Source organism: Pseudomonas sp. EGD-AK9, assembly GCF_000465935.2.
GTDB lineage: Bacteria > Pseudomonadota > Gammaproteobacteria > Pseudomonadales > Pseudomonadaceae > Aquipseudomonas.
This window is the reverse complement of record NZ_AVOF01000001.1, coordinates 15,399-40,352: the sequence shown is the minus strand read 5'-3', so window position 1 is coordinate 40,352 and position 24,954 is coordinate 15,399. Positions and strand designations below refer to the sequence as shown.

The window sequence follows — 24,954 nt, the reverse complement described above, 5'->3', positions numbered from 1 at the left end:
CTGTATATGAATACAGTATTATCAAACCCCAACCTTGGCAACGACAATAGACGGGAGGCACCTCATGTGCGGCGGCGTCGAAGTGGCTGGGCGCTACACCCAAACCGGCCAGCAACTGCGAATCTACTTCCCTAACCCACGCGCCGCCCTGCCCGTGCGTCAGGCCGATGGCGCCGTGGCCTGGGTCCCCTGGGGCCGCCGCAAAGAGCAACCCGGCCACCTGCCCGCCACCGGTTGGGCCCGAACCGACTCCATCACCGCCGGCAAATGGGCGCGCTACCACCCGCAGCCAGTGCAGGTGCTGGCCGAACGCTTTATGGAGAAGAATGCAGCCGGTGCCTCGCACTGGTTTGACCTGGAGCCAGGCCAAACCATTGAGGCGCTGCTCATTGAGCACGGGGAAGAACGGCGGGTCTACGTGGTCACCACCACACCGCCGCAGGGTGGGCCAACGGTGCACGACCGCTGGCCGAGCCTGGTAACGGCCTAGAGCGGGTCACCCTCCAGCATCGCAGCGCTGACCTCGAACTCGCAGTCATCGCCCTGCGGCACCAGCTCCAGCGAGGCGGAGCCGGCCGGCAGTGCGACCACCAGGCTGCGTGTCACGCACTCGGCCTCGGGCATGGTCGCCGTGGCATGCAGCATCTGCTCCGTCCACTCCACCACTTCGTAGTCGAACACCTGGGCTTCCAGGTCTTCGCCCTCGTCGTGATGGTGGATCGAGGCAAAAGCCTCCTGGCAGGTGCCGCGGCCGCGGTTGCAGCGAATCTCCACTGCATTCACCCCGGGCGGCTCGTAACCGGCCACCGTATTCCAGCCACCCCACAACAACAGATCGTCCCCCTGCTGCTGAATGATCAGCGGCGGGCGAACAACCGCATGGGGCTGTTCCAGGGGCGCGGGGTAGGCCAACCACAGGGCCGTATAAGCGGCCACCAGGGCGGAAGCAAGGGAGACGGAAAGGTAGCGGAGGATCGTAGGCATAGTCGAATTCCTTTCGAGGGGGGCTGCTGTCCTAGCCGGTTATATATCTTGAATGCGACATCTGACTTTAGGCTAGGCTCAGCATGATTTCACGCAGGTAATTCATATCGTGATCATGGCCGTCAGGGCCCGCCACAGAACGGGCCACAGGAACCGGCCAAAAGCTGCCTGTCTCTTAAAACAGCATTAAGCGCAGACATGGTGACGGCAGCCGCTGCTATGCAACGAAGTGGCGAGCAGAGCCTTGGGAGTTGAGCCTCGATAACGTGTAGCGCAATGCTGAGTCATGCTACCGTCCATGAATGCAGATGAGCACCATCTAGAAGGATGCATCGTTCACCGCTCAGTTACCCGCGTCTTTCAGGATCACTGAGTTATGCGTTACACGACACCACAGCGCGCAAGGAATGGAGATGATCCTAGATACCAAGGCTCACGTGTTTTGGCTGGACTTGGCAAGCGGTGCCAACTCAACAATCCTGATGCTATCGCCTTATCTAACAGGGCCGCTTGCGAAAAAAATCCTCAGTACCTCTGGACGGAGCAGGGTTTATACCCGGTTTGACGCTGAGCTATTTGCCTCCAGAGCTTCGAGCCTAGCGGTTCTCCAGCAGTTAATAGAAGCCGGACACGAGCTTTATCACCTTGATGCGTTGCACGCCAAGGTTGTGATTGCACCAAACAAATTCGCTACCGTCGGGAGTCAAAATGTGACCTCGAAGGGTCAAAAGAATTTGGAACTGAGTGGCTACTTTTCGGACGCCGAGTCAGTAGCCCGAGCGCACAGCTTGATAGAACCATGGCTAGAAAAAGCTGTGCCGATCACGTTGCAGATGATCAAGGAAATGGAGGTGCTTCTTCCTCCTTTAGAGGAAATCTACGACGCCTTCCAGGTTGCATGCATAGTTGCGCAAAAAAAGATTAGCAGGTCAGCCGCCAGGGGCCGAAGGCGCGCGGAGATGGAGGAGGTAGCGCGTGCTCAAGCGGAGTTGAAGTCTGAAATAAAGCGTGCGCTTGAGGCAGCTCCGATTTCAAAGGAGTGGGATCTTGGAATCGTACATTTTCGAGAAACAGACCAAACATCACTTTTCAGTTCAAGCCGGGATCTAATTACTTGGACGGTGGCTGAGCGTTCGGTAGCCCTAAAAAGGCTGTCTAGGTATTTGTGCATCACAGATGCTGGTGAAATCGGATGGGCACGTGTAGCCCAAACCCGTATATCCATGATTGGTCGAGGTGTCGACTTCACAGGACAAGTTATTGCCGAGCGCCCAACCTGGCGAGTCGAAGTTGATTCACGAAAAGACTACCTAGATGGCCTGCCAAAAGAGGCAAATCTAATAATTACGGTGAAGCAATATGGCCGCAAGCTTTGTGTCATTCCTATGCGGTTCGCTTTATCGTCATACAAGACGTTTGCACCACGCCGCGTTAGTCAATCAGATGGTGCGGAGTCGGCGGAATGTCAAAGCGCGCGAGCTTGGATCAGAGAGCACAGAGCAAGCTTTGAACAGCAGGTGATTTACCGTTTTACCCGAACGTTCAAATATGGGTCGAATCTATTGGGAGAGGACGCCACATTCTTCGGCAAACCAGAGAGTGAACACGTTATCAGGGTTGCGCTGATCGAGGGTAATCCAGTTCTCTTTGTGAAAAGCGGCTCTTGGCCTTGATAAACGCTCTATCGAACCGACGTCCACTTTTGGCCGGTTTTTGCCTGTTGCGACCGGTCGCTACGGGCCGATCCTCACTGATCGCGAGCATCAGGCTAGGACGATAGTTGTCGCGGATGAAGAAAAAACCGGCAGCCCGATGGGCTGCCGGCATATGCAAATGGATCATGCTGCAACCAGCTGCCGTGCCAAGGCTACCTCCACGGAGTCGCCATCCTGATTCAGGACATCGAGCCCGGATTCGGGTACGTCTCCCGAGGTGCTCTGCGACACCATGATCTTTCTGGCCATCAACGCCAGGCAGGTCATCTGCGAGGTGGCCGCGTAGCCCAGGTAGATCACCTTGACCGCCAGCTTCTGGCCGATACGCCAGGAGCGGCGCGCGGCTTGCTGAAGCGAATAGACGTTGTAGCCCGACTGCATGAAGACAATCGTGGGGAACTCCAGCAAATCCAACCCGGTTTTCACCAGTTCGGGATTGCTGATGAGCACGTCTATGCCACGGTCCAACTGCTCGGCAATCCAGTCCTCGCGGCGAGAGGCATCCACGCTTGCGCGCAGTACCGCCACCTTGAGGCCTTCCTGCTCCAGCAACAGCTTGAGCCTGGACGTGGTATCGCGGGTGCCGGTGTAGACGCTGTAGACCAGGGTCTTGCGACCTTCCGCCTTCTCCTGTCGGCAGATCTCGATCAGTTCGCGCTCCTTGGGCATCACCTCCAGTTCGTTGAACTGGGCGGCGACGAATGCCAGCAACTCGCGCGTACGAGGATGCTTGACCGTCTCCGGTCTGAAGCAGCAATCCGGCCAGGCCAACAGCACATTGAGAACCACACCCAGCAAGGTCGTGTCGCGTTTCGCCAGGGCTTGCTTCAGCGCTGTGCTCAGTCGCCCCTCCAGCTCGCGATAGGCCGAGGCTTGCGCCGTGTCCATCGCGACCTCGCGGAACTCCTCGTCGTAGGGTGGCAGCACGTTGCCACCGATGTCCTTGAGCTTAAGGAAGACGGTGAAGGGCAGGATGCAGCGCAGCACGCCTTTCGGGCCGAAGCCCGGCGCCTTGACCGTCCTGACCGTGACCTTCGAGCCCTTGGCCGTCTTGTGCGCGGTGCCCATGCTCTCGGAGTAGATATCCTTGAGCACGCCGTGATCGCGCATAAACGCCATCGCCGCCGACGTCATGCTGCCGCTCTTGGTCGGCCGGTAGCCGTCTTCGATCATCCGCCCAGGCAAGGCGCGGAACAGCAGGTGAAAAAGGTCGTCGCCATAACCGCCCATCAGCGTGCCGGTGAGCAGCAGCGTCTTTCGCGCCTTGGCCGCCAACACCCCCATGGCCTGGCCCTGTGCGGAGCCGCCGTTCTTGTACTCGTGCGCCTCGTCGGCGATAAGTAGGTCGAACGTGCCTTGTGGCAGGTAGCGTTTGATGAACTCGGACGGCTGGTAACCGCCCTCGCCGAAGCCAAACTCCATGTTGGCCATCGCACGCTCCATGCGCTGGGCTTGCCGATCCGAGAAGACCAGTTCGCCGTTGCCATCCATCAGGTTGATGAACTCGTGGATGTTGTCGCCGAGCATCGATGCAAGGAAGGCATCACCGAATTTCTGCATCAGCTTCTGTGCGGTGATCTCGCCAATGGTGGGAATACGTTTCAGCGCTTTGAGCACGGCGGAGGACTGGTCGCTGGCGGACAGTCTTCTGGGCCGAATCAGCGTCCATAGCGGAGCGGCGCACTGACTGCACTTGCGGCGGTATTCCTCGGCTTCGAGTTCGATCGGATTGATCGGCTCGCCGTCGAGGTCGGTGATGACCTGGCCGCAGTCAGGGCATGCGCCTACATCGCCATGGCGCGCGCGATGTTGGGTGAAAACCGGCTTCCAGTGAAAGCCCATGCGCATGCGCACGCGGCCCAGCACGAAGAACTCCTGACCCTGGGACGAGACGCCCAACTGTTCGCGCAGCTTCAGCAGTTTGACCAGCGTGTCCGGGCCGTTGAGCACCCAGACCTTGGCACCGGCCACCGTCTCCTGGATTTCCCGCCGCCACTTGTAAACCAGATGCGGCGGGCAAAGCACCAGAGTACGGCGGTAGCCTTCGGCGTTGAGCACGGCGGCGCTGGCAATGCCCACCGTCGTCTTGCCGCAGCCCATCTCGCCGTTGACGATTGCCGCGCGTTCGCCGCGGTCTATCAACAGCTCGGCAATCGCATGGGCCACCTCGGCTTGCGCCGGGAACAACTGTCGCTTGAGGCCTGCGACGACGATGTGCCGATGCGGCCGCGCCTGGCCGGTGTAGACCGGCGGGTTGGCGCGGTTGAGCGAGTCGAGCAGCTCGTCGCCGAACTCGGACACGAAGTCCTGCAGGCTGAGCGTGAGAGGGGACTCCGCAGCTTCGAGCAGGTCGCCCTGCGCGGCGGTATCGGGAAGGGCTTCATGATCGTGGGACATGGTGAGGCTCCAAGGAAAATGGGGCATGCACCAGCCCAGAGGGCGGTGACATGCCCTGGGGATGAGAGAAATCGCTGACGAGCGAGTCAGCGCTCGGACGCCAGCGCGATATGGGTTGCGCTGCGGTCTGCCTCGGTGACGATGCAGAGGCTCAGTTCCCGGTGAACCACATAGGACGATTCGAGCCGTTCAGCCGATTGCAGGGCGGCGTTGTTCGCTTGCCACTGCGCATCGCTGACGTCACCCCAATCGCCACGGGTGTGGCGCTGGAAGTACGGCAGGGGATCGAGACGGCCTTCTCGCATGAGACGGTCGATGCCGGGACTGAAGATCAATGTGCCTATCGCGAACAGCAGGGGCGGTGGTGGATGTACCATGGGCATGTGCTCCTTGGACGGAATGCTCTCAGGACACGGCCCCGTCGGGAGCCATGTCCCGATGGGGTGGATGAAGACCATTGCCTGCCGTCAGATCAGATTGCTGCTCTGGGCAGTTGAGCGAGGGCTGTTCCAGCGGCCAGGCCGCTTGCGCGGACGCGACACGAAGGCGTTGCGCCTTCTGCGGGATGAGAACACCGGGACGCGAAGCGCCGGATGGACTCAGTGGATGGTGATGATGCGGCCCAGCGTGGCTGAGTCGGGGGACAGGTCCCAGGCACGGATCACCGGCACGAACTTGTCGGTGAGGATGCGCGTCTCGGCGATGGAGCCATCGTCGCGTTCGCGATACTCCGTGCTGGTGGTTTTCTGCTTGTGAGTGTCGCCTTTGACGGCCAAGACGCGGCCATTCTTGGATTGCACCACACCCGAGATCGCACCGGCCGCAAGGGCTAACGCCAGGTGCCAGTGGGACAGGGCGCGCGCCGGGGCACGCAAGGACTGCTGCGCGGCACCGAGGTGCGTCTCGAACGACGGCCACAGGCCCTGCAGGCGCAGCACTTCCTCGGCGAACTGCGCCGGCTCCATGCTGATGCGATAGAAATGCTCGGGCTCGCCCGAGGCCGCGGGGACGACGTAGGGGAGCAACGGCCACTCGGCTGGAAGCTCTTCCACGTCGAGTTCGCCTTGCCCGATCTGCAGCAGGCGGGTGCGGATGGACTTCACCTCATCGCCGACCAGCTCTCGCTGGCGGATACGGCGACCGAACACCACGACCTGCTTGAACTGCGTGTCCACCGCGCGGTGGATGCCCAGGTCAGTGAAATGCCGGGTGAGCCAGCCGACCAGCTCCGGGTCGAGTATGTAGGACGGCACGATGAAGATGAGAATCCCGCCGTACTGCAGCAGCGGCAGCGTCTTCTGATAGAACAGCTTCTCCAGCCTGGCGCGGCCTTTGCCGTCGTAGCCGATAGTGCCGTTGGCATCCTTCGACAAGTCGCCATAGGGCGGGTTGAGCCACAGCAGGCCGAAGCTCTGCCGGGCGATCAACGCATCCATCAAATCACCTTGGAGGCAGTGATCGACCAGCCTCCGTGCATGGTTTGCCCGTTCTAGGTCGTACTCCACCGCATAGGCGGTGGTCTGATCACGCCCGAGGGCGTGCGCGGCTTCTACAATGGCGACGCCTTCGCCGGCGCAAGGATCGAGAATGCACATCGGCCCATCGCTGGGCATCAGTGCGCTGAGCGCTCGCTCGAGGGTGGCTTCGTCGGTCGGGTAGTAGCCGTTCTTGGCGAAATTCCGTGCGAGCCTTGGGAACATGAGGGCCATGGGAGTCTCCTGATTGGCGGGAATGAAGGGGGCGAATACGCGGGACGTATTCGTTGGAGGAACGTCAGGCCACTGCCTGCAGCGGCAGGTCGGTGATGGCCGACTGTCCTGTCGGGTAGGCGGTGAGTACGTCGCGGCGGATCAGTTCGCCCAGCGCTTCGGTCAGCGCTGGAACGTCCAGTTGCAGGCGCAGTCCACGCAGTGGCCCGAGAGCCACCGGTAGTTCCTGGAGCATGCTGTGATCGCGCAGCAGCGTCAGTACAGGGGCTTGCCAGTGTTCCAGCAACGGCAGCGGACAGGTGTCCCTGACCAGTTGCCACAGGCGTGACGTCGGATCGGTTACCGAGCGCGGCAGCAGCGCCAGTGCGCTGGCCGTGCTCTTGTCGGGCCGTATGCAGCGCCGGTCGAACAGCCAGAGGTTGACCATCGAGCCGAACAGCGTGCGGCGATAGGCACGGGTCAGGCGTTTTTCCAAACGCTCGGCCGTGCCGACGAAAACGGGGACGGCGCCCCCTTGCTCGGTGATGAGGTGGAACTGGTCCAGCCCATCCTCGTCGCGGCTCAGCGTCAGCCGGGCCAGGAACTGCTGGATCGCGGTATCCCGCGCCCAGACCGAGATGAAGATCAGGTTGCCCTGTTCGTCACGGATGCAGGCGTCGGCCATCAGGTCGGCGCACTCGTCGATGCGATACAGCGTGGTGGGCGATGAAAGCGCAGGCATGGTGATGTCCTCGATGGATAGGGGGCAGCACCGCCTGGAGGCAGGTGCTGCCCCGAGGGGGATGAAGGGAGGCGCAATATTGCGGCTCGAACTGCCAGGCGTGTGGGCTGCAACGAAGCGTCTCGGCCCTGCCGGTTCTCGATTACGAGCCCCAACCGACCGGGCAATAACCCAGTTCGATTCCGTGCGCGCAATAGCCGTGTTCAGCATTCCAGTTTTGGGTTTCCTGCCTCTCGGCAGGTGTCGCGTAACTCCATTCCTCTGTGGCTATTTGCAGAGCCTGTGCGCGCTGGCATGCGGGCAATTGATCAATGTGCGTATCAATCGCCGCACTGAAGCGATCGACGTAGTAGTCGTAAGACAGGCCGCAACCATTTCTGGCTTGTGTGGCTGCCGTCTTGCAGATCGCCAGCCAGGCTTGCTCATCGAGCGCAGAGCAGGTAACCCCGATGGGCTGTGACGGGGTATTGCAGGCGGTGGTTGGCATGCTGGAGTCCTCCAGAAAAGCCGGAGTCCTCCCCGCGTGGGGTAAGGAACCCCGGCGGGTGGATGAAGCGCCGCGGATGCGGCGAGGCAGATCACGCAGCCTGTTGGTCAGGCTGCCGATTCCATTGCTGCGACTTGAAGTCGAGTGCGTAACCCAGCACACCCAGGCGAGCGATTTGTAGACGCAGCGTGCGGCGGTCGATGGTCGAATCCAGTTTCACCGATTCGCCCAGCGGCCACAGCAGGCCGAACAGGGCGGCATCGTCGCTGTCGGGGCTGCCGGAGGCAGCGCCCGTCGCGGCGGGCGCATCCACGCCGAATGGCCTGGTATCGATCAGTGGGTCCGTCGATGCCCGTACGGGCGCGGACGCTGGTGCTGGCATTGTCGCCGTTGTCAGCGGCTGCGCGGCCAGTTCCTCGTCGAGTGGATCGACTTCCTGGGTGGCAAAGGCATGGGCCTCGGCCTTGCTCAGTTTGTCGATGCCCGAGAGCGTCATGCCGTCCAGACTGGCGCGGATCTCGAAGCGCATGCCATCACAGGTGGGATAGGCCTTGGAGTCGATGTAGCGGATGATGAACTCCCCGTCGTACTTGCCTTCGGGGTACTGCTCCAGCTCCGCATCCTTGACGGCAAACTTGCCGATGGGCGTGACCAGGCGGCCGACGTTGAACGGCCCGTTGCGGCCGTGGATGGTGCGCAGCGTGAGCTGACCGGGCACGACGATGGAGGATGCAGGTAGCTGCAGGGCGGCTGAAGCGGCCATGGCGGATCTCCTTACGATGAGGGTGAGAATGCTGGGCATCCATTGAGTGAGCGGAACAGCGGACCACGCCCAGGGGCGTAGTCCGCTTTGCCTCAGGCCTTCAGCTGTTGCATGCCTTCGGCGAGCATCCACAGTGCGCGGTTGAGCCGCACGTTCTGATCGATGCCTTGGACCGGCCGGGTACTCTGGCGACGGCCACGGGCGTTGCGTCCATTCAAACCGCCTTTGACCAGGTTCTCCTGAATGCGGTTGAAGGTGGACCACAGGTCGCTGCCGCGGTCATCGACGCGGCGGGGCATCAGCACCTGCGCCTCGGTGATCGGCATCACCTGATTGGGCGTGTCGTACTTGAGCGCCAGTGCAGAGCGGGCCAAGACCTCCTGCTCGCCGTCGTCCAGGGTGATCAGGCGCATCGCATCGCGCGACGCCTGCACCTGCTCGAAGCCATGCAGGACCTCGTAGGCACCTTCGATTACGTGCTCGGCGACATTGCCTTTGTGATGCACACGGACATCGGCGAGGGTGTTACCGCAGACCAAGCCGTTGTGGCAGACGAACCTGAACATGCCGGCGAGCATCTGGTAGCTGCTGGTGCCGTCGTGCGAGTTGAGGAGGATGATTTCATTCGCTTCGCTGCCGTTGATCTGGCTGGCGTGGCGAAGGCGGATCATGTGCTTGGTGAATTCGCGGCGGTCCTCGTGGCGCACGCGGGTCTGGCACACCATGAACGGCTGGAAACCTTCTCCGCGCAGCTCGGCCAGTACCGATGCGGTAGGGATGTAGCTGTAGCGCTCGGACCGGCTCTCATGCGGGGTATCGGCAAAGATCGACGGTGCCACGGCGCGAATCTGCTCATCGGACAGCGGATGATCGGCGCGCAGGATTGGCGAGCGGGGAGCAAAACGAGAGGCGAGTTGCATGGTCGTTCTCCTTGAGAATGGCGGCAATCGCATGCGCGGCCCGAAGGCTGACGCGGTGATTGCATGGGATGAAAAGCCCGAAGGGCGGTGCGATGACGGGAGGTGGGGCGTATGCCGCCGACACCGAGGTGTCGGCGGCATGGAGGCGAGGGAGGAAGGGCAGGGCCTGGGAGAGGCCCTGCGAGTCAGAACGAAGCCGCCTGCACGGGCTCCTCGACAGGCGTCTGAGTGGTGACGGTGGGTTGTGGGCCACCGCTTTCGTCCTCGGCGTGAGCCGCCTCATCGGACGCGAGAGCGTCTTCGGGAGCGGATGCTGCGGATTGCGGCGGATAGACCTGTACCCCATCGACTTTGATCAGGCCGATGCGTATCAGCTTCGACTTCAGGCTGCCGCCCACTTCACCGGCGTGCTCGCCTTTGCTGCGTACGTAGGCCTCGGCCTTCATGTCGTTGAGGGTGAAGGCCAGCAGCACCTTCTTCTTCGCTTCAACGGCCTGAATGCAGCGCTGCACCAGGTGCTGGGCGCTGTCGTCGGCGACGGTGGTCTCGATATAGCGGTACTCGGGCTCGTCGACCGGGCCGGCCAGGGCTGCGATGGAACACGACAGGAAGGGATCACCGCCGTTCGGGATCATCCTGGGATTGTTCAAGTAGCCGATACCGCGGGTCAGCAGCTCGTGATACTCGATTTCGTCCAGGGCACTGCGTTCCAGCAACTCGGCCTTGAGTAGCCGGGCCTTCATGCTGGCCGCCGGATCGCCCGAGGGCCGACGAAATGGATCGATCCACAGGTCGCCGAGACGAAAGTGCACCAGCGGCCGCTGCTGGGGATCATCGATACCGATGTAGGGCTGGACGAGTTGCTTGGCTTCAGCACCGGAAACCCGCACGTCGAAGTAGCGCCGGGTCGGGTTTTGGGCCGGCCCGACCAGCGCCGCTACGGTACAGGCGAGAAAGGGAGTGGCTTTGCGGCCACCTTTTACCGGTACTTCACGCACGCGTTGGATGTAGCCGATGCCCGAGGTATGGATGTCGAAGTACGACTTCGGGTTGGACGTAGTGCTGCTCATGGTGAATCTCCTGACTTGGGAACAAGAACACGGAGACACACCGACCCAGAGCGGGGAGGTGCGTAACCCCGCGGTGGGTTGAGGAACATCTGCATCCGCCACCGGCAGGCCGGTGGTCGTTCGCGCGAGGGATGCGCTGCGAACGGGCTCGGTCACACGGAAGGATCCGCGGGCAGCCGGAAGACCGAAGCTGCCTGGCATGTCGCTGACGACGTCAGCGGAACATGAAGGGGAGGTTGGTGCTACGCGAATGCCTTGGCTATGAGGAATCGGTAACTGGTGGCGACCTTATTCAGTCGCCAGATCTGGTTCAGTTCACGCATTGGTTGAACGCCTGTCGAACCCTTGCCGCCCTGATGATCTACATGCCAGGAAGGCCGTCCTGTGGAGGAAGGCAAGTCCTTATACCTTGAGTCATTTCGCATCTCTCAAGGCATCGGGTGGTACACAGCGCCCTCGCTAGCACTACTTAGCGTGCTTTACCGTAGGCGCTCAGTAGTCCACTTCCAACTCCAGCACTGGTGACTGGCACTGCTGCAGACTCAGCGTGCGGGAGTGCAGGTGTTCCAGCGACGCCCGATGCCCCACGCTGATGACGATCGTATTCGGCAGCGCCTGTTTGAGCTGCGCATAGCAGTTTCGCTCCGTCGCTTCGTCCAGCGCCGAGCTGGTTTCATCGAGAAACAGCACGGCGGGGCGTAGCAGCAGGGCGCGGGCGAAAGCACAGCGCTGCTGTTCGCCGATGCTCAGGGTCTGTGCCCAGTCGAGTTCGGCGTTCAGCTGCTCGCTTAGGTGATCGAGGCCGCACTGGCGCATCACCTGCAGCAGCCTCGCATCGTCGTCGGCGCGCGCCGGGGCCGGGTACCAGAGCATGCCGCGCAGGCTGCCGAGCGGCATATAGGGCTTCTGCGCCAGAGTCAGGACGTTGCCCAGGTCGTAACGTGCCAGGCCGCAGGCGTGGCTCCAGATGCCGGTGAGGGCGCGGATTAGGGTGGATTTGCCGAAGCCGGACGGCGCGCGGATCAGCAGACTATCGCCGGGTTGCAAGCGCAGGTCGAGACCGGCGAGCAGCGCCTTGCCGTCCGGCAGCCAGAGCGACAGATCTTGCACCTCGAAGCCGTCGGCGTCGTGTTCGAGGCGCACGCCGGCTTCGTCGCCGACGCTGGCCAGGCGCTGTTGAAAGCCCATCAGGCGATCGACCACGGATTTCCATTCGGCGATCTCGGGAAACACCCGCACCAGATAGGCCATGGCCTCGTGGACCTCGCCGAAGGCGGCGCTGAGCTGGGTGAGCCGGCCGAGCGGGAAGGCGCCGGCGAAGAACTGCGGCGCCATGACGAACATCGGGATGATCATGGCGCTGCGCATGTAGAAGGTGGAGTAGCCGAGCACGATCTTCTGCTGCTTCACTAGGGCCCAGAAGTTTTCCAGCGTGGCGCCCAGGCGCTGGTTGAAGCGGGCGTGCTCTTCGCTCTCGCCGCGGTACTGGGCCACGGCTTCGGCGTTCTCGCGCAGGCGCATCAGGGAGAAGCGGAAGTCGGCCTCGCGGCGCTGCTGGAGGAAGTTCAGTCGCGGCAACGTGCGTCCCAGCCAGAAGGCGCCGCCGGTGCCGAGTATGGAGTACAGCAGGGCCGCCCAGACCAGCAGGCCGGGGATCACCAGCTCTTCCCCGGCGAAGGGCACCCGCACCAGGCTCGAGGCCTGCCAGAGGATATGCAGGAAGGAGAACAGCGACACCAGGGCGGTCATCAGGCCCAGGCTGAGCTTCAGCGACATGCCGATGAACAGGTTGATGTCGTCGGCGATGCGCTGATCGGGATTGTCCGTTTCCGGGGAAGTAAGCTGCAACTTGAGGTAGCGTTGGCGCTGCAGCCACAGCTGCAGGGTGTTCTCGGTGGCCCAGCGGCGCCAGCGCAGGGTGAGCTTCTGCTGGAAGTGGAAGGCGGCCACGGTGAAGCTGGCCAGCCCCGCCTGCAGCAGGATGAAATAGCCGCCGCCCATCAGGAAGGCGTCGTAGTCGAGTGCCTGCAGGGCGTTGTAGAAATGCAGGTTCCACAGGTTGTAGAGGATGTTCACGCCGACCAGGCACAGGTTCATCAGGACCGTGCCGAACAGCAGCAGCAGGGCGGGGCGCCTTTCGGCAGAGCACCAGAACGGCCGGGCGAGCGACCAGAAATCGCGGAGTGTCTGCATGTGGCCTCGAGTTTGCCCGGCGTTAAACGCGTTGAGTTTATAGAGGGGCGTCTATACCATCAACGCTAATCGTTCTCATTGTTTGTGCCCTGAGCTGTGGAGGCCGGCCATCGAACTACCGGACTGGCTGTGCCACGCATGGCCGCCCATCCAGCGCGTGATCCAGGTCGAAAGCGATGGCCGTGCAGCGGTGCCGCTGCCCAGCCTGGCCGAGGCGGGCGTGCTGCACCCTCTGCTCGAGCGTTTCGCCGACCTCTATCCCGGCGTCAAGCGCCCCCCAATCGCCTCGCAGTGGTCGATGAATTACCTCAGCGTCATGTTGCCGGCCACGCTGGCGGCCGTATTGACGCGTGAGCTGGCCATTGCCTTCTGGGAGCAGGATGTCGCGTTGTTACACGACGCCGGTCAGCCACGGGCATTGTGGTTGCCTACGCCGCAGGCCTCACTTGCCGCCCGGCAGCGCGACGACTACTGGGCGCGCCTGCTGCATGAGCACCTGGAACCGCTGTTCGCCAGCATCGCCGCCTGGGGCGGGCTGGCGCCGAAGGTACTCTGGGGCAACTTTGCCGCCATCTGGGATGGCGCCTTCGCCCGCCTTGACGCCAACCTGGAGCGTCAGGGCTTCGCCGAGGCCCACCGCTGGCTGGAACAGGCCGTCGTCGCGGACGGCCGCCTGCAGCCGAGAAGCCTGCAATGGATGGTCAATTCGTCGGCACCGGATGTCTGCGCGCACCTCCCGTTGCGCCGCCATTGTTGCCTGCACTACCAGTTGCACGCCCCGGTGCCGGGCAAGCCGCAGGTGCTGTGCGAGTCCTGCCCGAAGCTGCATCGTCTGCCGCAGGCGGAGCAGGCAAGCTATCTGCGGCAGATTTATCAGGGCTAGCTACAGGGTTACCGGCTTTGTTCCTTTGAAGAGCAAACGAAGGGTAACGGCTCCGAGATTGCTTCGAACACGCGGCCCTGCTCCACCTTGATCATCCGGTCGGCCAGCGGGAAGTAGGCATCGTCGTGGGAGATCACGATCACCAGTTTGCCGCGCTGGCACAGATCGGGAAGGATCTTGGTGTAGAAGAAGCGCTTGAACACCGGGTCCTGGTCCGCCGCCCACTCGTCGAACAGGTAGCAGGGGCGGTCGTCGAGGTAGGCGGCCAGCAGCGCCAGGCGCTTGCGCTGGCCGGTGGAGAGATCCAGCGTGGACAGGCGCCCGCCCTCGATGCTGACCTTGTGCGCCAGCTGCAGATGTGCCAGGTAGTCGCGGGCCTGCTGCATCAGCTGCGGATCGTCACCGTCGAGCAAATGCTCGAACAGGCAGAAGTCGGTGAAGATCGCCGAGAAATGTTGGCGGTAGAGGTGGTTCTGTCCGTTGGACGATACCTTGCCGTCGAGTCGTAGGTCGCCGCCTTCGGGCTGGTAGAGGCCGGTCAGCAGCAAGGCCAGGGTGGTCTTGCCGCTGCCGTTGCCGCCGGTGATGAACACCACTTCGCCGGCGTGCAGGTCGAGGTCGAATGGGCCGAGGGTGAAGCGGCCGTCCTCGCCTTCGCGGTAGTAGGTGTGGCGCACCTGGCGGCAGCTCAGCCCGGTCACCTGACGGGCCGGCGCCAGGGCGTCCCCCGGCGTGCCGGCCACCTCCAGCTGGCCTTCCAGGGCGCGGATCTTGCCCAGCGAGACGCTGGCCTTGCCCAGGGTCGGCAGGGCGTTCATCAGCTCCGACAGCGGCGTGATCATGTACAGCAGGGTGAGGATGTAACCGGTCACCAGCGTCGCGCCGAGCTCTATGAACTGCGGGGCGAGGAACAGCACCGTGCCGATCAGCAGGTAGAAGATGCCGTTACCCCAGTTGAGCACTAGGGCGTAGATGCTCATGCCGCGCACGAAGTCGCGGCGATACTGCTGGCTGATGGGATGCAGCAGGCGCTCGAAGAACTGCAGGCGCCGCGAGTGGTTGAGCTGCAGCTCCTTGCTGCCGTCGGTGAGCAGGCGGTACTGGCCGAACAGCTGGTCCTTCAGCTCGCGGGCCTTGCCGATGGAGGTCAGCGCCTTGCGCTGCGGCCAGTGGAAGCTGGCCGCGCCGAGCAAGATCAGCGCCGCGGTGAGGCCCAGCAACGGCAGGCTGAGCCAGCCCAGGTAGCCCAGGCAGGCCAGCACGATGCCGCTGTTGACCAGCAGGATCGGCACCAGCTCGACGGCCTGGCTGATGGTCTGGGTATCGTCGGTGAGCATCGCCAGCAGGCGGTGCTTGCCCAGGCGCTGCAGGCGCGGGTAGGGCGTATCGATCAGCTTGCCGCTCAGGTGCAGGCGCATGTCGCTGACCGCGGTCTGCCCCAGGCGCAACAGGCTGACGTCGGAGACGACGCGCGCGACCACCACCAGCGCCACCAGGCCGGCGAACGGCAGGCCATCGATCGGGCGCAACTGGCCGAAGCCGGCCAGCGAGTGGTTGATGTTGGCGATCAGGCCGGCGGCCGCCAGGCCGCAGACCAGGCCGGTGGCGGTGGCGATCAGCAGGGTGGGCCAGGAGCGGCGCGCCAGCAGCAGTAACAGATCCATCTCAGGTAATCACTCGCTTCAGGGGCAGAGACGGAGATGGCTCTGCTCATTTGTGTAAAAGCAAATCATTCTTGTAAAGATTGAAAATTATGCTGAAATGATATCGGTTTTTGTTCCGGGTTGGGTTTATCCGGAGGAAGGGGAGGTTGAGGCATCTCTCGGGTGCCTTCAATGCAGAGAAAGATCAATGGGGGCACTGGGCTCGATGATAAGTTTCAAGAAAAACACGCTGGCGCTGGCTGTCGCATCCGGCCTGATGGCGGCAACATCCACGCTGGCAGCGGAGGAAACCAAGAAAGAGGAAGCGCTGCAGCTCAAGGAAGTGGTCATCACCGGCGAGAAGATCCAGCGTAACCAAGACAAAACGTTGTCCAGCGTTGCAGTGGTGACCAGCGAGGACATTCGCCTGCACGGCGACCAGGACCTGCAAGGCGTGCTGGATCGCACGCCTGGCGTGTACGCCCAGTCGGGCAACGAGAACTGGGGTATCCGCGGCATTCCGGTGAGCGGCTTCGACGACCAGGGGCCTGCCGCGATGAACGGCGCGGTATCCGTCTATGTCGACGACGCGCTGCAGGTCAACCGCCTGCTGACCCACAACCCGCTGCCGCTGTGGGATATGGAGCAGGTGGAGATCTACCGCGGTGCCCAGTCGACCACTCAGGGCCGTAACTCCCTGGCCGGCGCCATCATCATGCGCACCAAGAACCCCACCTTCGCACCGGAGTTCTCCGTGCGCAGCAACGTCGGCAAGTATGGCGAGCAGGGCGCGTCGGCCGTTGCCAACGGCTCGCTGGTCGACGGCGTGATAGCCGCCAGGCTGGCCGTCGATTACCAGACGGCCGACGGCTATATCGAGAACGAGACGCTGGACATGGACGCCAACCAGCTGCGCTCGTCCAACGTCCGCGGCAAGTTCCTCATCCTGCCGTCCGACGACCTGGACGTGCTGCTGACCTTCGCCCGTACCAAGCAGCGCAGCGGGATCAACGCGGTGGCCGCGACCAATGGTAAGCCTGACTACTTCAGCATTTTCGAGAACACCGAGACCCACAACACCCTGGACCAGGACACGGCCACCGCCAAGCTGGATTACCGTCTGGACGATTTCTGGACGCTGACCAGCGTGACCTCCGGTACCTGGTCGGAATACCACTCGATCCTCGATTTCGACCGCCGTGCGACCACGACCCAGACGGCTCCCCGTCACCACGAGCAGACCCTGGCCAGCCAGGAACTGCGCCTGGGTTACGCCTCGGAGCGGGTGAACGGTGTGATTGGCGCCTATCTAGGGCGCTTCGAGGGCGAGATCGACGATCAACTGGTCAATAGCGGTATGGTGCTGCTGGATCAGCAGGGCGAGACCACGATTAACAGCCAGGCACTGTTCGGCGAACTCAACTGGGAGTTCGTCGAAGACTGGCAACTGATCACCGGCCTGCGCTGGGATCACGAAAAGAACAGCACCAAGATCGAGTACCCCACCGACATCCTGGGCATCGCTGCCGACCCTTCGGCCGACGAGGATCTCAGCTCCAGCGTGCTGCTGCCGAAGATCGGCCTGAGCTACGACCTGACCGACAATCAGGTGCTCGGCCTGACCTGGCAGCGCGGCTACCGCAGCGGTGGGGTGAACGTCAGGACGCGTGCCCGACACGAGACCTACGACCCGGAATTCACCAGCACCTACGAGCTGGCCTGGCGCGGCAACTGGCTGGATCGTCGCCTGCGGACCAGCGCCAACCTCTACCAAACCAGTTGGAAAGATCAGCAGGTGTCCTTCCTCAATCTCGCCGACAACACCGTGCAGGTGGCCAACGCCGCCGAAAGCCGCATGATCGGCTTGGAGTTCTCCGCCGAGTACCTGGTGACCTCGCAGCTGCTAGTGAATGCCGGCTTCGCCTACAACGACACCAAGTACGAAGATTTTGTGCGCGACGGTGTCGACCTCAGTGGCCGCGAGTTCGTTTTCGCACCGAAGAAAATGGCCAACATTGGCGCCAACTACACCTTCGCCAGCGGTCTGATGATCGGCGGCGACGTCGTCTACCAGGGCAGCAGCATCTCCAACTTCGATGTCAACGGTGCCCGTGAAGTGACTGGCGAGCGACGCAACGACAGCGTCGCCCTGGTGAACCTGAACGCCGAGTACCCCATCGGCAATCTGACCCTCAGCGGCTACGTGCGCAACCTGTTCGACGAGCAGTACATCACCAACAACCAGAGCGACAGCCTGCTGGACGTCGGCGCGCCGCTGACTCTCGGTATGGCCGCTCGCTACGACTTCTAAGGAAGGCAGAGTCCAAGGAAGGACGGGCGGCGGCAAGGGTGCCGTCGCCCGCAATCGTTTCAAGGCTCGTTGTCTTGTCCCCCCGGGTTCCCTGAGTGGGTGTCGCCAGAGCACGGGCCGTGCGTTGAATATGAAAACCGTGGTAGCCACGGGTAAAGGGATTGATCGAGCTGTTCATGGTGCCGCTCCTGTCGAAAAGGGCGGAGAGACACGGCCCCGAGGGACGCATGTCCCTCCGGGGCTGGGAAAACGGGGAGGCTGAGAGCGGTAGACTCACCAGCCGTCGTAGTGGAGGACCAGCTCGGCGATGACCTTGCGCCGTTCCAGGTCGAGACCGCCGAGATCGGCAAGCCCCTCGAACTGACAGCGTTTGAGCATCGCGCCGCCTTCACTGGCGTTGTAAAAGCTGACCATCGCCGAAAGGAACAGCCGTTGGCCGCTGCTCAGCACGCCCAGGGCCTCGTTGAGACGCTGTACATTCGGTCGCAGCTCCCACTTGCTATTGGCTTGCTGCAACCCGCTGAGAGTGCCATCGCCGAACCACTCGGCACCGGCGATGTGAACGCCGCGTTTCCATGCCTGCAGAAATGCCGCGGGGGCATTGTCGAAATGCAGCATTTCCCGCGCGATCTGATCAAGGACGTCTGGGGGTAAAGACTGATTCATGATGGTCTCCCGATGGGTAGGGTTCAGGGATGGAGGCGCTGCTGCCAGTGCCCTGTGCTCAGGGCTCGCTCTGCAGCTTCGTATGAGCGGAAGTACTCGACGGATTCACGCGAGATCGGCCCGTTGTCGTCGGCAGTGCCGATGAAGTGGCCGGCGGCGCTTTGCCGTACCTGTAAGGGCAGGCGTTGACTCACGTAGGTCAGGGCCAGGTAGCCGATGGCTTCGGCTTGGGCCTGGGTGGGACTGGGCGACGCGGGAGGGTTAAAGGACATGGAAGAACCTCCTGACAGAGATGGAGCGAGGCACCGACGCCTGGCCGGCGTTCGTCCGCAAGGCGGTGCGGAGCGGACGGGTTGGGGCGGCGCGGAGGATTCCGCGGTGCAGCCGAGGCCCCGTGCTGCGAGCATGGTGTCGACCGAGGTCGACGACGCATGGGAGCAGCTTCGAGCGGCGAGGGGAGGCGAGTCAGCGGAAAATGGGAAACCGGTGACCTCCAGATTTTGCTGGCGGCCGGAGCACTCGCGTTTGTGCTGCAGGAAAAGCCCTCGTTGTCAGTTGAGCTGAGGGGGCGGCCAATTCAGTCGCTGGCTCGGCGACGATGCGTCGGCGCACTGGGCAGGCAGGAGAAAAGGCACCGAAGGCCTGGGCCTTCGGCTATCGAGCAAGGCACCACCTGTGCGCTGAGGTAGGGCGTGGCCGTCGTCAAAGCCATCCGCTACGCAGCGATTGCACTCGACCCGTGTTGTGGCTGGGGCCGACATCCTTTGGCACGCATCCGCGCACAAAAGGAACCCGTTGTTTCGCCGGTGGGCGCCGGCACTGAATACCATTCGACCCGAAGGGTCTCCTGATGTCTCGTCCAAATGTCAGGGCAAGGCAGCAGGGGACCCTTCATCGCGACACTCAACAGATCAAGCTGTCCGGGTATACGGACGCTGGATGAGTCAGCCTTCCCATCGACCCAGCGACATGCTGGCGACGGGCACGCGTTGCAGAAGGAGAAGGCGTGCTGGGTTCCCCGCGGGGGCGAGGGGCGTATCGACCGTGGTCGATACGATGGGGAGACGAACTGGCGAGCTATTTCGGGATCTGCCGCGGTTTTCGTGAGGGGCTGCGCTTGGCGCTGGCCTGCCGGCCATTCTCGATGGGCAGGGCGCCTTTGCAATCGGGATAGCGGCAGCAGGACCAGAACGGACCGGTCTTGCCGGTGCGTTGGCGGGTGGCGCTGCCGCACAGCGGGCAGGCGGGGCCCTCAGGGAGTTTGATGGCCAGGGTGGCCGCGCGGTACTGCTGCACCAGTTGGGTGATCCACGTGGATTGCTTGGCGACGAAGGTCTCCAGCGTCATGTCACCGGCTTCGATCATGTCCAGGGCCTGCTCCCAGATGGCGGTCGTACCGGGATCTGTGATGGCCGCGGGCACCGCATCGATCAGCGTGCACGCCGCATCGGAGGCCCGCACGGCGCGACCTTTCTTGAGCAGGTAGCCGCGCTCGAGCAGGCCTTTGATGATGCCGGCACGGGTGGCTTCGGTGCCAATGCCGGTGGTCTCTTTCAGCTTCTGCTTCAACCGCGGGTCGGTGACCAGCTTGGCGACGCCTTTCATGGCCTTGATCAGATCGCCTTGGGTGTAAGGTTTTGGCGGTTGGGTCTTGAGGGCTTTCAGATCGACGTGGTCGACCTGGCAGTGCAGCCCTTCGTGCAGCGCCGGCAACACCTGGCTGCGCGGGGCTGCTTCACCATTGGCGTTGTCCGCTTCCGGGACGGCCAGCACCTGGTGCCAGCCGGGGACGATCACCTGCTTGCCAACGGCTTGGAGGGTCTGCCCGCGGCACAGCAACTGCGCCGTGGTGCGGTCGAACTCGTGATGCGGCAGAAACTGCGCGAGATAATGCGCGCGGATCAGCCTGTAGACCGCCTGCTCCTTGTCGCTCATGGCCGCCAGGTTGGCCGGTTCCAGCGTCGGGATGATGCCGTGGTGGGCCGACACCTTGCTGTCGTTCCAGGCGCGTGAACGCTGCGTTCGGTCGAGCAGCTCCAAGAGCGGGCGCAGGCTGGGATCGGTGGCGAGCACGGCAGCGAGTACGGCCGGCACCTCGGCGAACATGTTCTCGGGCAGGTAACCCGAATCCGAACGCGGATAGGTCGTCGCCTTGTGCGTCTCGTACAACGACTGGGCAATATCCAGCGTCTCCTGCACGTCCAGGGCGAGTTGCCGCGAGCACACTTCCTGCAGCGTGCCCAGGTCGAAGGGCAGTGGGGGCGCCTCACGCATGCGCTCCGTTGCGACTGAGACCACCTGAGCGCTGCCGGCTGCGCCCAGGTGATCGGCGGCGTGTTGGGCCATCGCCCGCTGCAGGCAGCGCCCTGCATCGTCGCTGCAGTCGTCAGGGGCGATCCAGCTGGCGAGGAAACGCTGTCCGCCTGTCGATAGCCTGACCTCGATGTTCCAGAACGGCACCGAGACGAAGCCCGCGATCTCGCGGTCGCGGCTGACCACCAGGGCCAGCGTCGGCGTCTGCACCCGGCCGACCGAGAGCACGCCGTCGTAGCCGGCCTGACGCCCCAGCAGGGTGAACAGGCGACTCAGGTTCATGCCGACTAGCCAGTCCGCGCGGGAGCGCGCGAGTGCCGCAGCGTAAAGCGGCAGCGTCTCGCTCGACGGCTTCAGTGCACCCAGCGCCTTGCGAATGCTCGCGTCGTTGAGTGCCGACAGCCACAGCCGCTGGATGGGGCCGCGATAGCCGCACAGGTCGATGATCTCGCGGGCGATCATCTCGCCTTCGCGGTCGGCGTCGGTGGCGATCACCAGCTCGCTGGTCTGGCTGACCAGCTGTTTGACGATCTTCAATTGTGCAGCGGTTGCGGCCTTCGGCTCGACCCGCCAGCGCTCGGGAATGATCGGCAGTTGCTGAAGCGACCAGCGCTTGTACTGCTCGCCGTAGGCTTCCGGTGGTGCGGCTTCGATCAGGTGGCCGATGCACCAGGTCACGATTACGCCGGTACCGCTGTAGTAGCCGCTACCCCGCTGACCAGCCCCCAGCACGCGGGCGATGTCCTTTCCCTGGGATGGCTTCTCGCAGAGGAACAGGCGCATACGGTCTCCGGGGTGGGGGCATCGAGTGAGCCTCAGCATGGCCATCCGCGGCCTCGGCGGCAGCAAACAACGAGACAGCGGCAGCGCCCCAGTTATGCATGGGTAGGCATCCTCTCAGGGATATGAGCAGAGTCGGCGGTGTGCACTCACCCGCAGCTTCGTTCACGGCGGCGCCGGACCTCAGTGGAACTCCCTGGAACTATCCCCCGGGGATAGTTCCAGGGACGTCTTTTGCGGGTTCACTCAGCCGGCTGGGCGGGCTCGGTGGCCGGTTTCGGGCTCAGGGTTACGGCATCGATCCGGTACGGCAGGATGCCGACACGCCGCGCCTCGATCTTGAAGGTCACACGCTCGTTCTCGTCGGCGTCCTCCCACTCATCGCGCACGGTGCGGCCTTCCACCAGGACGCGCATGCCTTTCTGGTACAGCGTCTTCCAGTGCTCGGCGTCGCGGTGCCACAGCTCCACGGGCGCCCAGTAGCCGCCGCGGTCGTCATAGCCGTCCTTGGTCGGGACCGGGTTGTCGAAATATACGTTCAGGCGCAACAGCCGCCTGGGCTCGTCATTGCCGCTGGGAAACTCCCTGAACTCCGGCGCAGAACCGATGTTGCCTTCGCCAACAAAGTGCGTGCTCATAGTGACTCCTTGGAACAGGTGGTGCGGATGGACGCAGCGCCTCCGGGGACGCGCTGCAGGTAAAGCGATTCGGCCTGGGCCAGCTTGCTGGCGCACTCGTGAGCTTGGCGGCCCAGCGTGTGCAGCAGGCTGATCTGCATGTTCAGCACGATGCGCTGGAGTTCCATGGCGTAGAGGTCATCGAGCAGGGTGTCGGGCGTGGTGGCGCTGGCGATCAGCCCCTGCCACAGCACCACGCCCATGGCCGAGCGATCCGGCTTGCGCCAGCGCAGAAAGGTCGTGCCGGCGCCCGTGGTCTGCTGGGCCAGCTCCACCGGCAGCAGGCGGAAGGGGTAGGCATTCGCCTGCGCCAGGACGCGCCGCTGCGCCAGCTCGATCAGCTCATCGCGCAGCCTGTGGCACTGGCTGGCCCACTGGGTAAGTGCCCCCTTACCTTTAAAAGGCTGTAAAAGGCCTTTTAGAGAGGCGGCCTGTTCCAACTTGAGGAAGTCAGCTTGTTCCAGGGGGTAAAAGCGGCGGGCTGCCGCAGTACTCGGCGTCGAGGTCATGCGGAGGCCTCCTCGTTATCGCCGGCGGCGGCCAGGGTGATATCGGCGCTTTCAGGCAGGGCATCGTCGTCACTGGCATCCGCGGCATCCTGCGGTGCCGAGGCGGCCCGCGCCGAGCGCCGGATGATCGGCGGGGCATAGCGCGAGCGCAGCGTGCCTTCGAGCACCTCCTGCGGCAGCTGCCCGAGCTTCTCCAGGGCCGCCCGGGCGGCGGCATTCTTGGCCGCGAAGTCATCCCGGGTGCAGCCCGAGTAGCGGTATTGCTGCGCCAGCGAGAACAGGCTGCGCAGGGCGTGCGCCCCTTCGTTGAGCCAGCGTTCAAGCGTGCTGCGATCGATCAGCGCGGTGTGGTGGGCGAGGATCAGCTTGCGCGCCAGGTCGTCGTAATCGGCCAGCAGGTATACGGCGAGGAAGCCGAGCTGCGCGTTGACGAACAGTGGCAGCTTCACCGGCTGCACGTTCAGGTTCTCGCCCAACGACAGCGCCGGCGGCACGTCGGCCAGGGCCTGGTCGACCTGCTCACGCAAGCTCTGCAGGCTGTCCTTGGTCTGCGTCAGTTTTTCCTCGAGCCTCAGCATCCACCAGTCCGAGTAGGGATCGTCCTGCTCGGCACCGCGCTTGATCTTGTTGGCGATGGCGATGAAACCGTTCAAGCCGACGATGCCGGGCTTGCCCTCGCTGGCCGCGCGGCCGTGCCAGATGCGCGAGGCGTGATGGGTGTGCAGCGTCAGCGACATGGCACTGCGCAGCGATCCGAGATTCAGTTGCAAGGAGGTGTCGGTGGCCATGGGGACGACTCGCGTGAGAGGAACGAGTCGCCAGCTTGGCCAGCCGGCGGAAGGCGGTCAGTCAACAAAGCGCAGCCACCGTCAGCCGGCTTTGCCGGCGGAAGGCTGCGTGTTGCAACTATCCCCAGGGGATAGTTCCAGGGAGATCCAGTTGGCAGACGGGCGTCGCTGGTGCAGAGCAGGGTGGTGGTTCACCTCCGGAAGGCTGTGTGTTGCAACTATCCCCGGGGGATAGCTCCAGAGAGAGCCAGGGAGGGTTACTCGACCGTCACTTGGGGTGCAACAGGGCATGCAGTTGGGCCAGGTGCATGTGCACCACATCGGGGTTTGCCGCTCGGGGTACGGGAGGTGGATCGGCGGCGACGGCGTTGCTCTGTCCTTGTCCAGCCCAGGCGTTGAATTCGCCGCGAATGGCCGCCTGGATGATGCCGAACAGATAACCGGCCGGTTTGCGCACCGCGTTGCTGCGACAGCGCGCGGCCCATTCATCGAGCACGGCTTGTCGTTGTTCAACCTGCACTTGCTGCAGGGCCACCAACGCGCCGGCCTGCTGCTCCTCGCGCAGTGCCAGAAAACGTTCAGGCAGGCGCAGCTGTGGGTGTGCTCGCGCGCGCGGTACCGTACGTACTGCTTTATCTATACAAGTACTAGTACGGTCCCGCTTCGGATTCCGAAGTGAGGCGGTTTTACTGGCGTTCGCGCCTGCTTCGGAATCCGAAGACGGCGGCTCGCCATTCCGAAGAAGGGCATTTTCACCCTCTTCGGATTCGTGGCAGGGCTGCGCCTGTGGATAACTCTCCCGAGGGCTGACGCCGCCCAGGGCCATGCGTTGCACCAGCACCTGCAGCCGCGTCGGCAGCACGCGGCTGCTGAGCAACGGGTCTTCGCTGATGTCCTGAAGGGTGCGGTAGCCCACCCGCTGCACGGCCTTGCTGGCATGCTCAAGCGCATGGCTCACCAACCCCAGGTACTCGGGATCGAGCTGCATGGCTTCGAAGGGGGTGAGGGGCTCGTCGTGCAGGACGTACAGATTGCCCTTGATGCGCCCGGTCTTGGGATCGCGCCGGCGGCGCACGAGGCTGAGCCAGCGTGTCAGGCGCAGCAGGGTCAGCGCCCGCGCCACGGTTTCGTACGACGCCTGCTGCGCGCAGGGCGTCGAGGCCAGGTAGGGGCGCAGTTGATCGTAGGTGGGAAACGCCGTCACGCCATCGGCGTTGAGCATGAGCCGGATGATTTGCCAGGCATTGCGCTCCAGCGGGGTCAACCGCGTGTCGAGAAACAGCGCCCGGGGCACGCTTTCATGGCGATTGCCGCTGTAGAGGAAACCGTCGCTGGCAGGCGTGTGCTCCCGGTTGGGAGGCAGGTGTCGCAGCGCGTCATCAAGCAGCGTTGAAAGCGCGGCGGGACCTGCCGGCGCGACCATGG

At 63.3% G+C, this 24,954-nt stretch carries 21 protein-coding genes and 1 pseudogene; 4 read left to right on the top strand and 18 right to left on the bottom strand.

The features are described from left to right. The first annotated feature begins 64 nt into the window (after window positions 1-64). Window positions 65-490, top strand: coding sequence for a hypothetical protein (locus tag N878_RS26405; RefSeq protein WP_021441675.1), 426 nt, complete (start codon window positions 65-67; stop codon window positions 488-490). Here the strand turns inward: N878_RS26405 and N878_RS00170 are convergent. Then, the gene (locus tag N878_RS00170) at window positions 487-984 is read right to left on the bottom strand and encodes a hypothetical protein (protein ID WP_021441674.1); all 498 of its coding nucleotides are present in this window, start codon (window positions 982-984) and stop codon (window positions 487-489) included. The genes N878_RS26405 and N878_RS00170 overlap by 4 nt on opposite strands. Before the next feature lie 413 nt (window positions 985-1,397). Here N878_RS00170 and N878_RS26400 point away from each other — a divergent pair, with 413 nt between their 5' ends. Next, entirely contained in the window at window positions 1,398-2,657 is a 1,260-nt protein-coding gene (locus N878_RS26400) for a phospholipase D-like domain-containing protein (RefSeq protein WP_082457745.1), read from the top strand. A gap of 165 nt (window positions 2,658-2,822) precedes the next feature. Here N878_RS26400 and N878_RS00165 read toward each other — a convergent pair whose 3' ends face one another. The 9 genes and pseudogenes from N878_RS00165 to N878_RS00130 form a co-directional block, all read right to left on the bottom strand. Then, window positions 2,823-5,096, bottom strand: a complete 2,274-nt coding sequence (locus tag N878_RS00165; RefSeq protein WP_021441673.1) for a helicase-related protein — start codon at window positions 5,094-5,096, stop codon at window positions 2,823-2,825. Window positions 5,097-5,182: 86 nt separating this feature from the next. After that, the gene (locus N878_RS00160; protein WP_021441672.1) at window positions 5,183-5,473 is read right to left on the bottom strand and encodes a hypothetical protein; all 291 of its coding nucleotides are present in this window, start codon (window positions 5,471-5,473) and stop codon (window positions 5,183-5,185) included. Between the two features lie 222 nt (window positions 5,474-5,695). Continuing rightward, window positions 5,696-6,841, bottom strand: a pseudogene (locus tag N878_RS00155) (DUF6094 domain-containing protein); the annotation flags it as partial. Between the two features lie 28 nt (window positions 6,842-6,869). Next, complete coding sequence (locus N878_RS00150) at window positions 6,870-7,526, bottom strand: hypothetical protein (RefSeq protein ID WP_021441670.1); 657 nt, start codon at window positions 7,524-7,526, stop codon at window positions 6,870-6,872. 142 nt (window positions 7,527-7,668) lie between these two features. Then, a complete protein-coding gene (locus tag N878_RS26395; protein ID WP_082457744.1) occupies window positions 7,669-8,013 on the bottom strand; it encodes a conserved plasmid protein in 345 nt (114 codons plus the stop codon). 91 nt (window positions 8,014-8,104) lie between these two features. Next, entirely contained in the window at window positions 8,105-8,776 is a 672-nt protein-coding gene (locus tag N878_RS00145; protein WP_021441669.1) for a DUF3275 family protein, read from the bottom strand. A 92-nt stretch (window positions 8,777-8,868) separates the two neighbouring features. Next, window positions 8,869-9,696: a DUF932 domain-containing protein gene (locus tag N878_RS00140; RefSeq protein WP_021441668.1), complete on the bottom strand. Its 828-nt coding sequence runs from the start codon at window positions 9,694-9,696 to the stop codon at window positions 8,869-8,871. A gap of 185 nt (window positions 9,697-9,881) precedes the next feature. Further along, window positions 9,882-10,766, bottom strand: coding sequence for a DUF3577 domain-containing protein (locus N878_RS00135; RefSeq protein WP_021441667.1), 885 nt, complete (start codon window positions 10,764-10,766; stop codon window positions 9,882-9,884). Between the two features lie 492 nt (window positions 10,767-11,258). Then, the gene (locus N878_RS00130; protein ID WP_021441666.1) at window positions 11,259-12,959 is read right to left on the bottom strand and encodes an ABC transporter ATP-binding protein/permease; all 1,701 of its coding nucleotides are present in this window, start codon (window positions 12,957-12,959) and stop codon (window positions 11,259-11,261) included. 196 nt (window positions 12,960-13,155) lie between these two features. Here N878_RS00130 and fhuF point away from each other — a divergent pair, with 196 nt between their 5' ends. Beyond that, complete coding sequence (gene fhuF / locus N878_RS00125; RefSeq protein ID WP_256217914.1) at window positions 13,156-13,842, top strand: siderophore-iron reductase FhuF; 687 nt, start codon at window positions 13,156-13,158, stop codon at window positions 13,840-13,842. An 8-nt stretch (window positions 13,843-13,850) separates the two neighbouring features. On the opposite strand, the gene N878_RS00120 is transcribed toward fhuF, so the two are convergent. Then, complete coding sequence (locus tag N878_RS00120; RefSeq protein ID WP_021441664.1) at window positions 13,851-15,506, bottom strand: cyclic peptide export ABC transporter; 1,656 nt, start codon at window positions 15,504-15,506, stop codon at window positions 13,851-13,853. A 205-nt stretch (window positions 15,507-15,711) separates the two neighbouring features. Here N878_RS00120 and N878_RS00115 point away from each other — a divergent pair, with 205 nt between their 5' ends. Then, a complete protein-coding gene (locus N878_RS00115) occupies window positions 15,712-17,796 on the top strand; it encodes a TonB-dependent receptor (RefSeq protein WP_031302454.1) in 2,085 nt (694 codons plus the stop codon). Between the two features lie 273 nt (window positions 17,797-18,069). On the opposite strand, the gene N878_RS00110 is transcribed toward N878_RS00115, so the two are convergent. From N878_RS00110 to N878_RS00080, 7 genes are all read right to left on the bottom strand, one after another. Beyond that, entirely contained in the window at window positions 18,070-18,462 is a 393-nt protein-coding gene (locus N878_RS00110; RefSeq protein WP_031302452.1) for a hypothetical protein, read from the bottom strand. A gap of 23 nt (window positions 18,463-18,485) precedes the next feature. After that, window positions 18,486-18,734, bottom strand: coding sequence for a hypothetical protein (locus N878_RS00105; RefSeq protein ID WP_021441661.1), 249 nt, complete (start codon window positions 18,732-18,734; stop codon window positions 18,486-18,488). An 805-nt stretch (window positions 18,735-19,539) separates the two neighbouring features. Continuing rightward, window positions 19,540-21,558: a DNA topoisomerase III gene (locus N878_RS00100; protein WP_021441660.1), complete on the bottom strand. Its 2,019-nt coding sequence runs from the start codon at window positions 21,556-21,558 to the stop codon at window positions 19,540-19,542. Window positions 21,559-21,797: 239 nt separating this feature from the next. Then, window positions 21,798-22,193 (bottom strand): single-stranded DNA-binding protein, encoded by a 396-nt coding sequence (locus N878_RS00095; RefSeq protein ID WP_021441659.1) that lies wholly within the window; start codon window positions 22,191-22,193, stop codon window positions 21,798-21,800. Continuing rightward, complete coding sequence (locus N878_RS00090; protein ID WP_021441658.1) at window positions 22,190-22,741, bottom strand: DUF3158 family protein; 552 nt, start codon at window positions 22,739-22,741, stop codon at window positions 22,190-22,192. The genes N878_RS00095 and N878_RS00090 overlap by 4 nt, the downstream gene beginning before the upstream one ends. Beyond that, on the bottom strand, window positions 22,738-23,529 hold the full coding sequence (locus N878_RS00085; RefSeq protein WP_021441657.1) for a PFL_4669 family integrating conjugative element protein: 792 nt from the start codon (window positions 23,527-23,529) through the stop codon (window positions 22,738-22,740). The genes N878_RS00090 and N878_RS00085 overlap by 4 nt, the downstream gene beginning before the upstream one ends. A 268-nt stretch (window positions 23,530-23,797) precedes the next feature. Then, window positions 23,798-24,952, bottom strand: coding sequence for an STY4528 family pathogenicity island replication protein (locus tag N878_RS00080; RefSeq protein WP_021441656.1), 1,155 nt, complete (start codon window positions 24,950-24,952; stop codon window positions 23,798-23,800). Window positions 24,953-24,954 lie beyond the last annotated feature (2 nt).

Bases quoted from the DNA above. Each gene is read 5' to 3' on its own strand.
- N878_RS00120 (WP_021441664.1), bottom strand. From the start codon at position 15,506: ATGGATCTGTTACTGCTGCTGGCGCGCCGCTCCTGGCCCACCCTGCTG.
- N878_RS00110 (WP_031302452.1), bottom strand. From the start codon at position 18,462: ATGAATCAGTCTTTACCCCCAGACGTCCTTGATCAGATCGCGCGGGAA.
- N878_RS00115 (WP_031302454.1), top strand. From the start codon at position 15,712: ATGATAAGTTTCAAGAAAAACACGCTGGCGCTGGCTGTCGCATCCGGC.
- N878_RS26405 (WP_021441675.1), top strand. From the start codon at position 65: ATGTGCGGCGGCGTCGAAGTGGCTGGGCGCTACACCCAAACCGGCCAG.
- N878_RS00090 (WP_021441658.1), bottom strand. From the start codon at position 22,741: ATGACCTCGACGCCGAGTACTGCGGCAGCCCGCCGCTTTTACCCCCTG.
- N878_RS00145 (WP_021441669.1), bottom strand. From the start codon at position 8,776: ATGGCCGCTTCAGCCGCCCTGCAGCTACCTGCATCCTCCATCGTCGTG.
- N878_RS26395 (WP_082457744.1), bottom strand. From the start codon at position 8,013: ATGCCAACCACCGCCTGCAATACCCCGTCACAGCCCATCGGGGTTACC.
- N878_RS00095 (WP_021441659.1), bottom strand. From the start codon at position 22,193: ATGAGCACGCACTTTGTTGGCGAAGGCAACATCGGTTCTGCGCCGGAG.
- N878_RS00160 (WP_021441672.1), bottom strand. From the start codon at position 5,473: ATGGTACATCCACCACCGCCCCTGCTGTTCGCGATAGGCACATTGATC.
- N878_RS00105 (WP_021441661.1), bottom strand. From the start codon at position 18,734: ATGTCCTTTAACCCTCCCGCGTCGCCCAGTCCCACCCAGGCCCAAGCC.
- N878_RS00130 (WP_021441666.1), bottom strand. From the start codon at position 12,959: ATGCAGACACTCCGCGATTTCTGGTCGCTCGCCCGGCCGTTCTGGTGC.
- N878_RS00085 (WP_021441657.1), bottom strand. From the start codon at position 23,529: ATGGCCACCGACACCTCCTTGCAACTGAATCTCGGATCGCTGCGCAGT.
- N878_RS00140 (WP_021441668.1), bottom strand. From the start codon at position 9,696: ATGCAACTCGCCTCTCGTTTTGCTCCCCGCTCGCCAATCCTGCGCGCC.
- N878_RS26400 (WP_082457745.1), top strand. From the start codon at position 1,398: ATGATCCTAGATACCAAGGCTCACGTGTTTTGGCTGGACTTGGCAAGC.
- N878_RS00150 (WP_021441670.1), bottom strand. From the start codon at position 7,526: ATGCCTGCGCTTTCATCGCCCACCACGCTGTATCGCATCGACGAGTGC.
- N878_RS00080 (WP_021441656.1), bottom strand. From the start codon at position 24,952: ATGGTCGCGCCGGCAGGTCCCGCCGCGCTTTCAACGCTGCTTGATGAC.
- N878_RS00100 (WP_021441660.1), bottom strand. From the start codon at position 21,558: ATGCGCCTGTTCCTCTGCGAGAAGCCATCCCAGGGAAAGGACATCGCC.
- N878_RS00165 (WP_021441673.1), bottom strand. From the start codon at position 5,096: ATGTCCCACGATCATGAAGCCCTTCCCGATACCGCCGCGCAGGGCGAC.
- N878_RS00135 (WP_021441667.1), bottom strand. From the start codon at position 10,766: ATGAGCAGCACTACGTCCAACCCGAAGTCGTACTTCGACATCCATACC.
- N878_RS00170 (WP_021441674.1), bottom strand. From the start codon at position 984: ATGCCTACGATCCTCCGCTACCTTTCCGTCTCCCTTGCTTCCGCCCTG.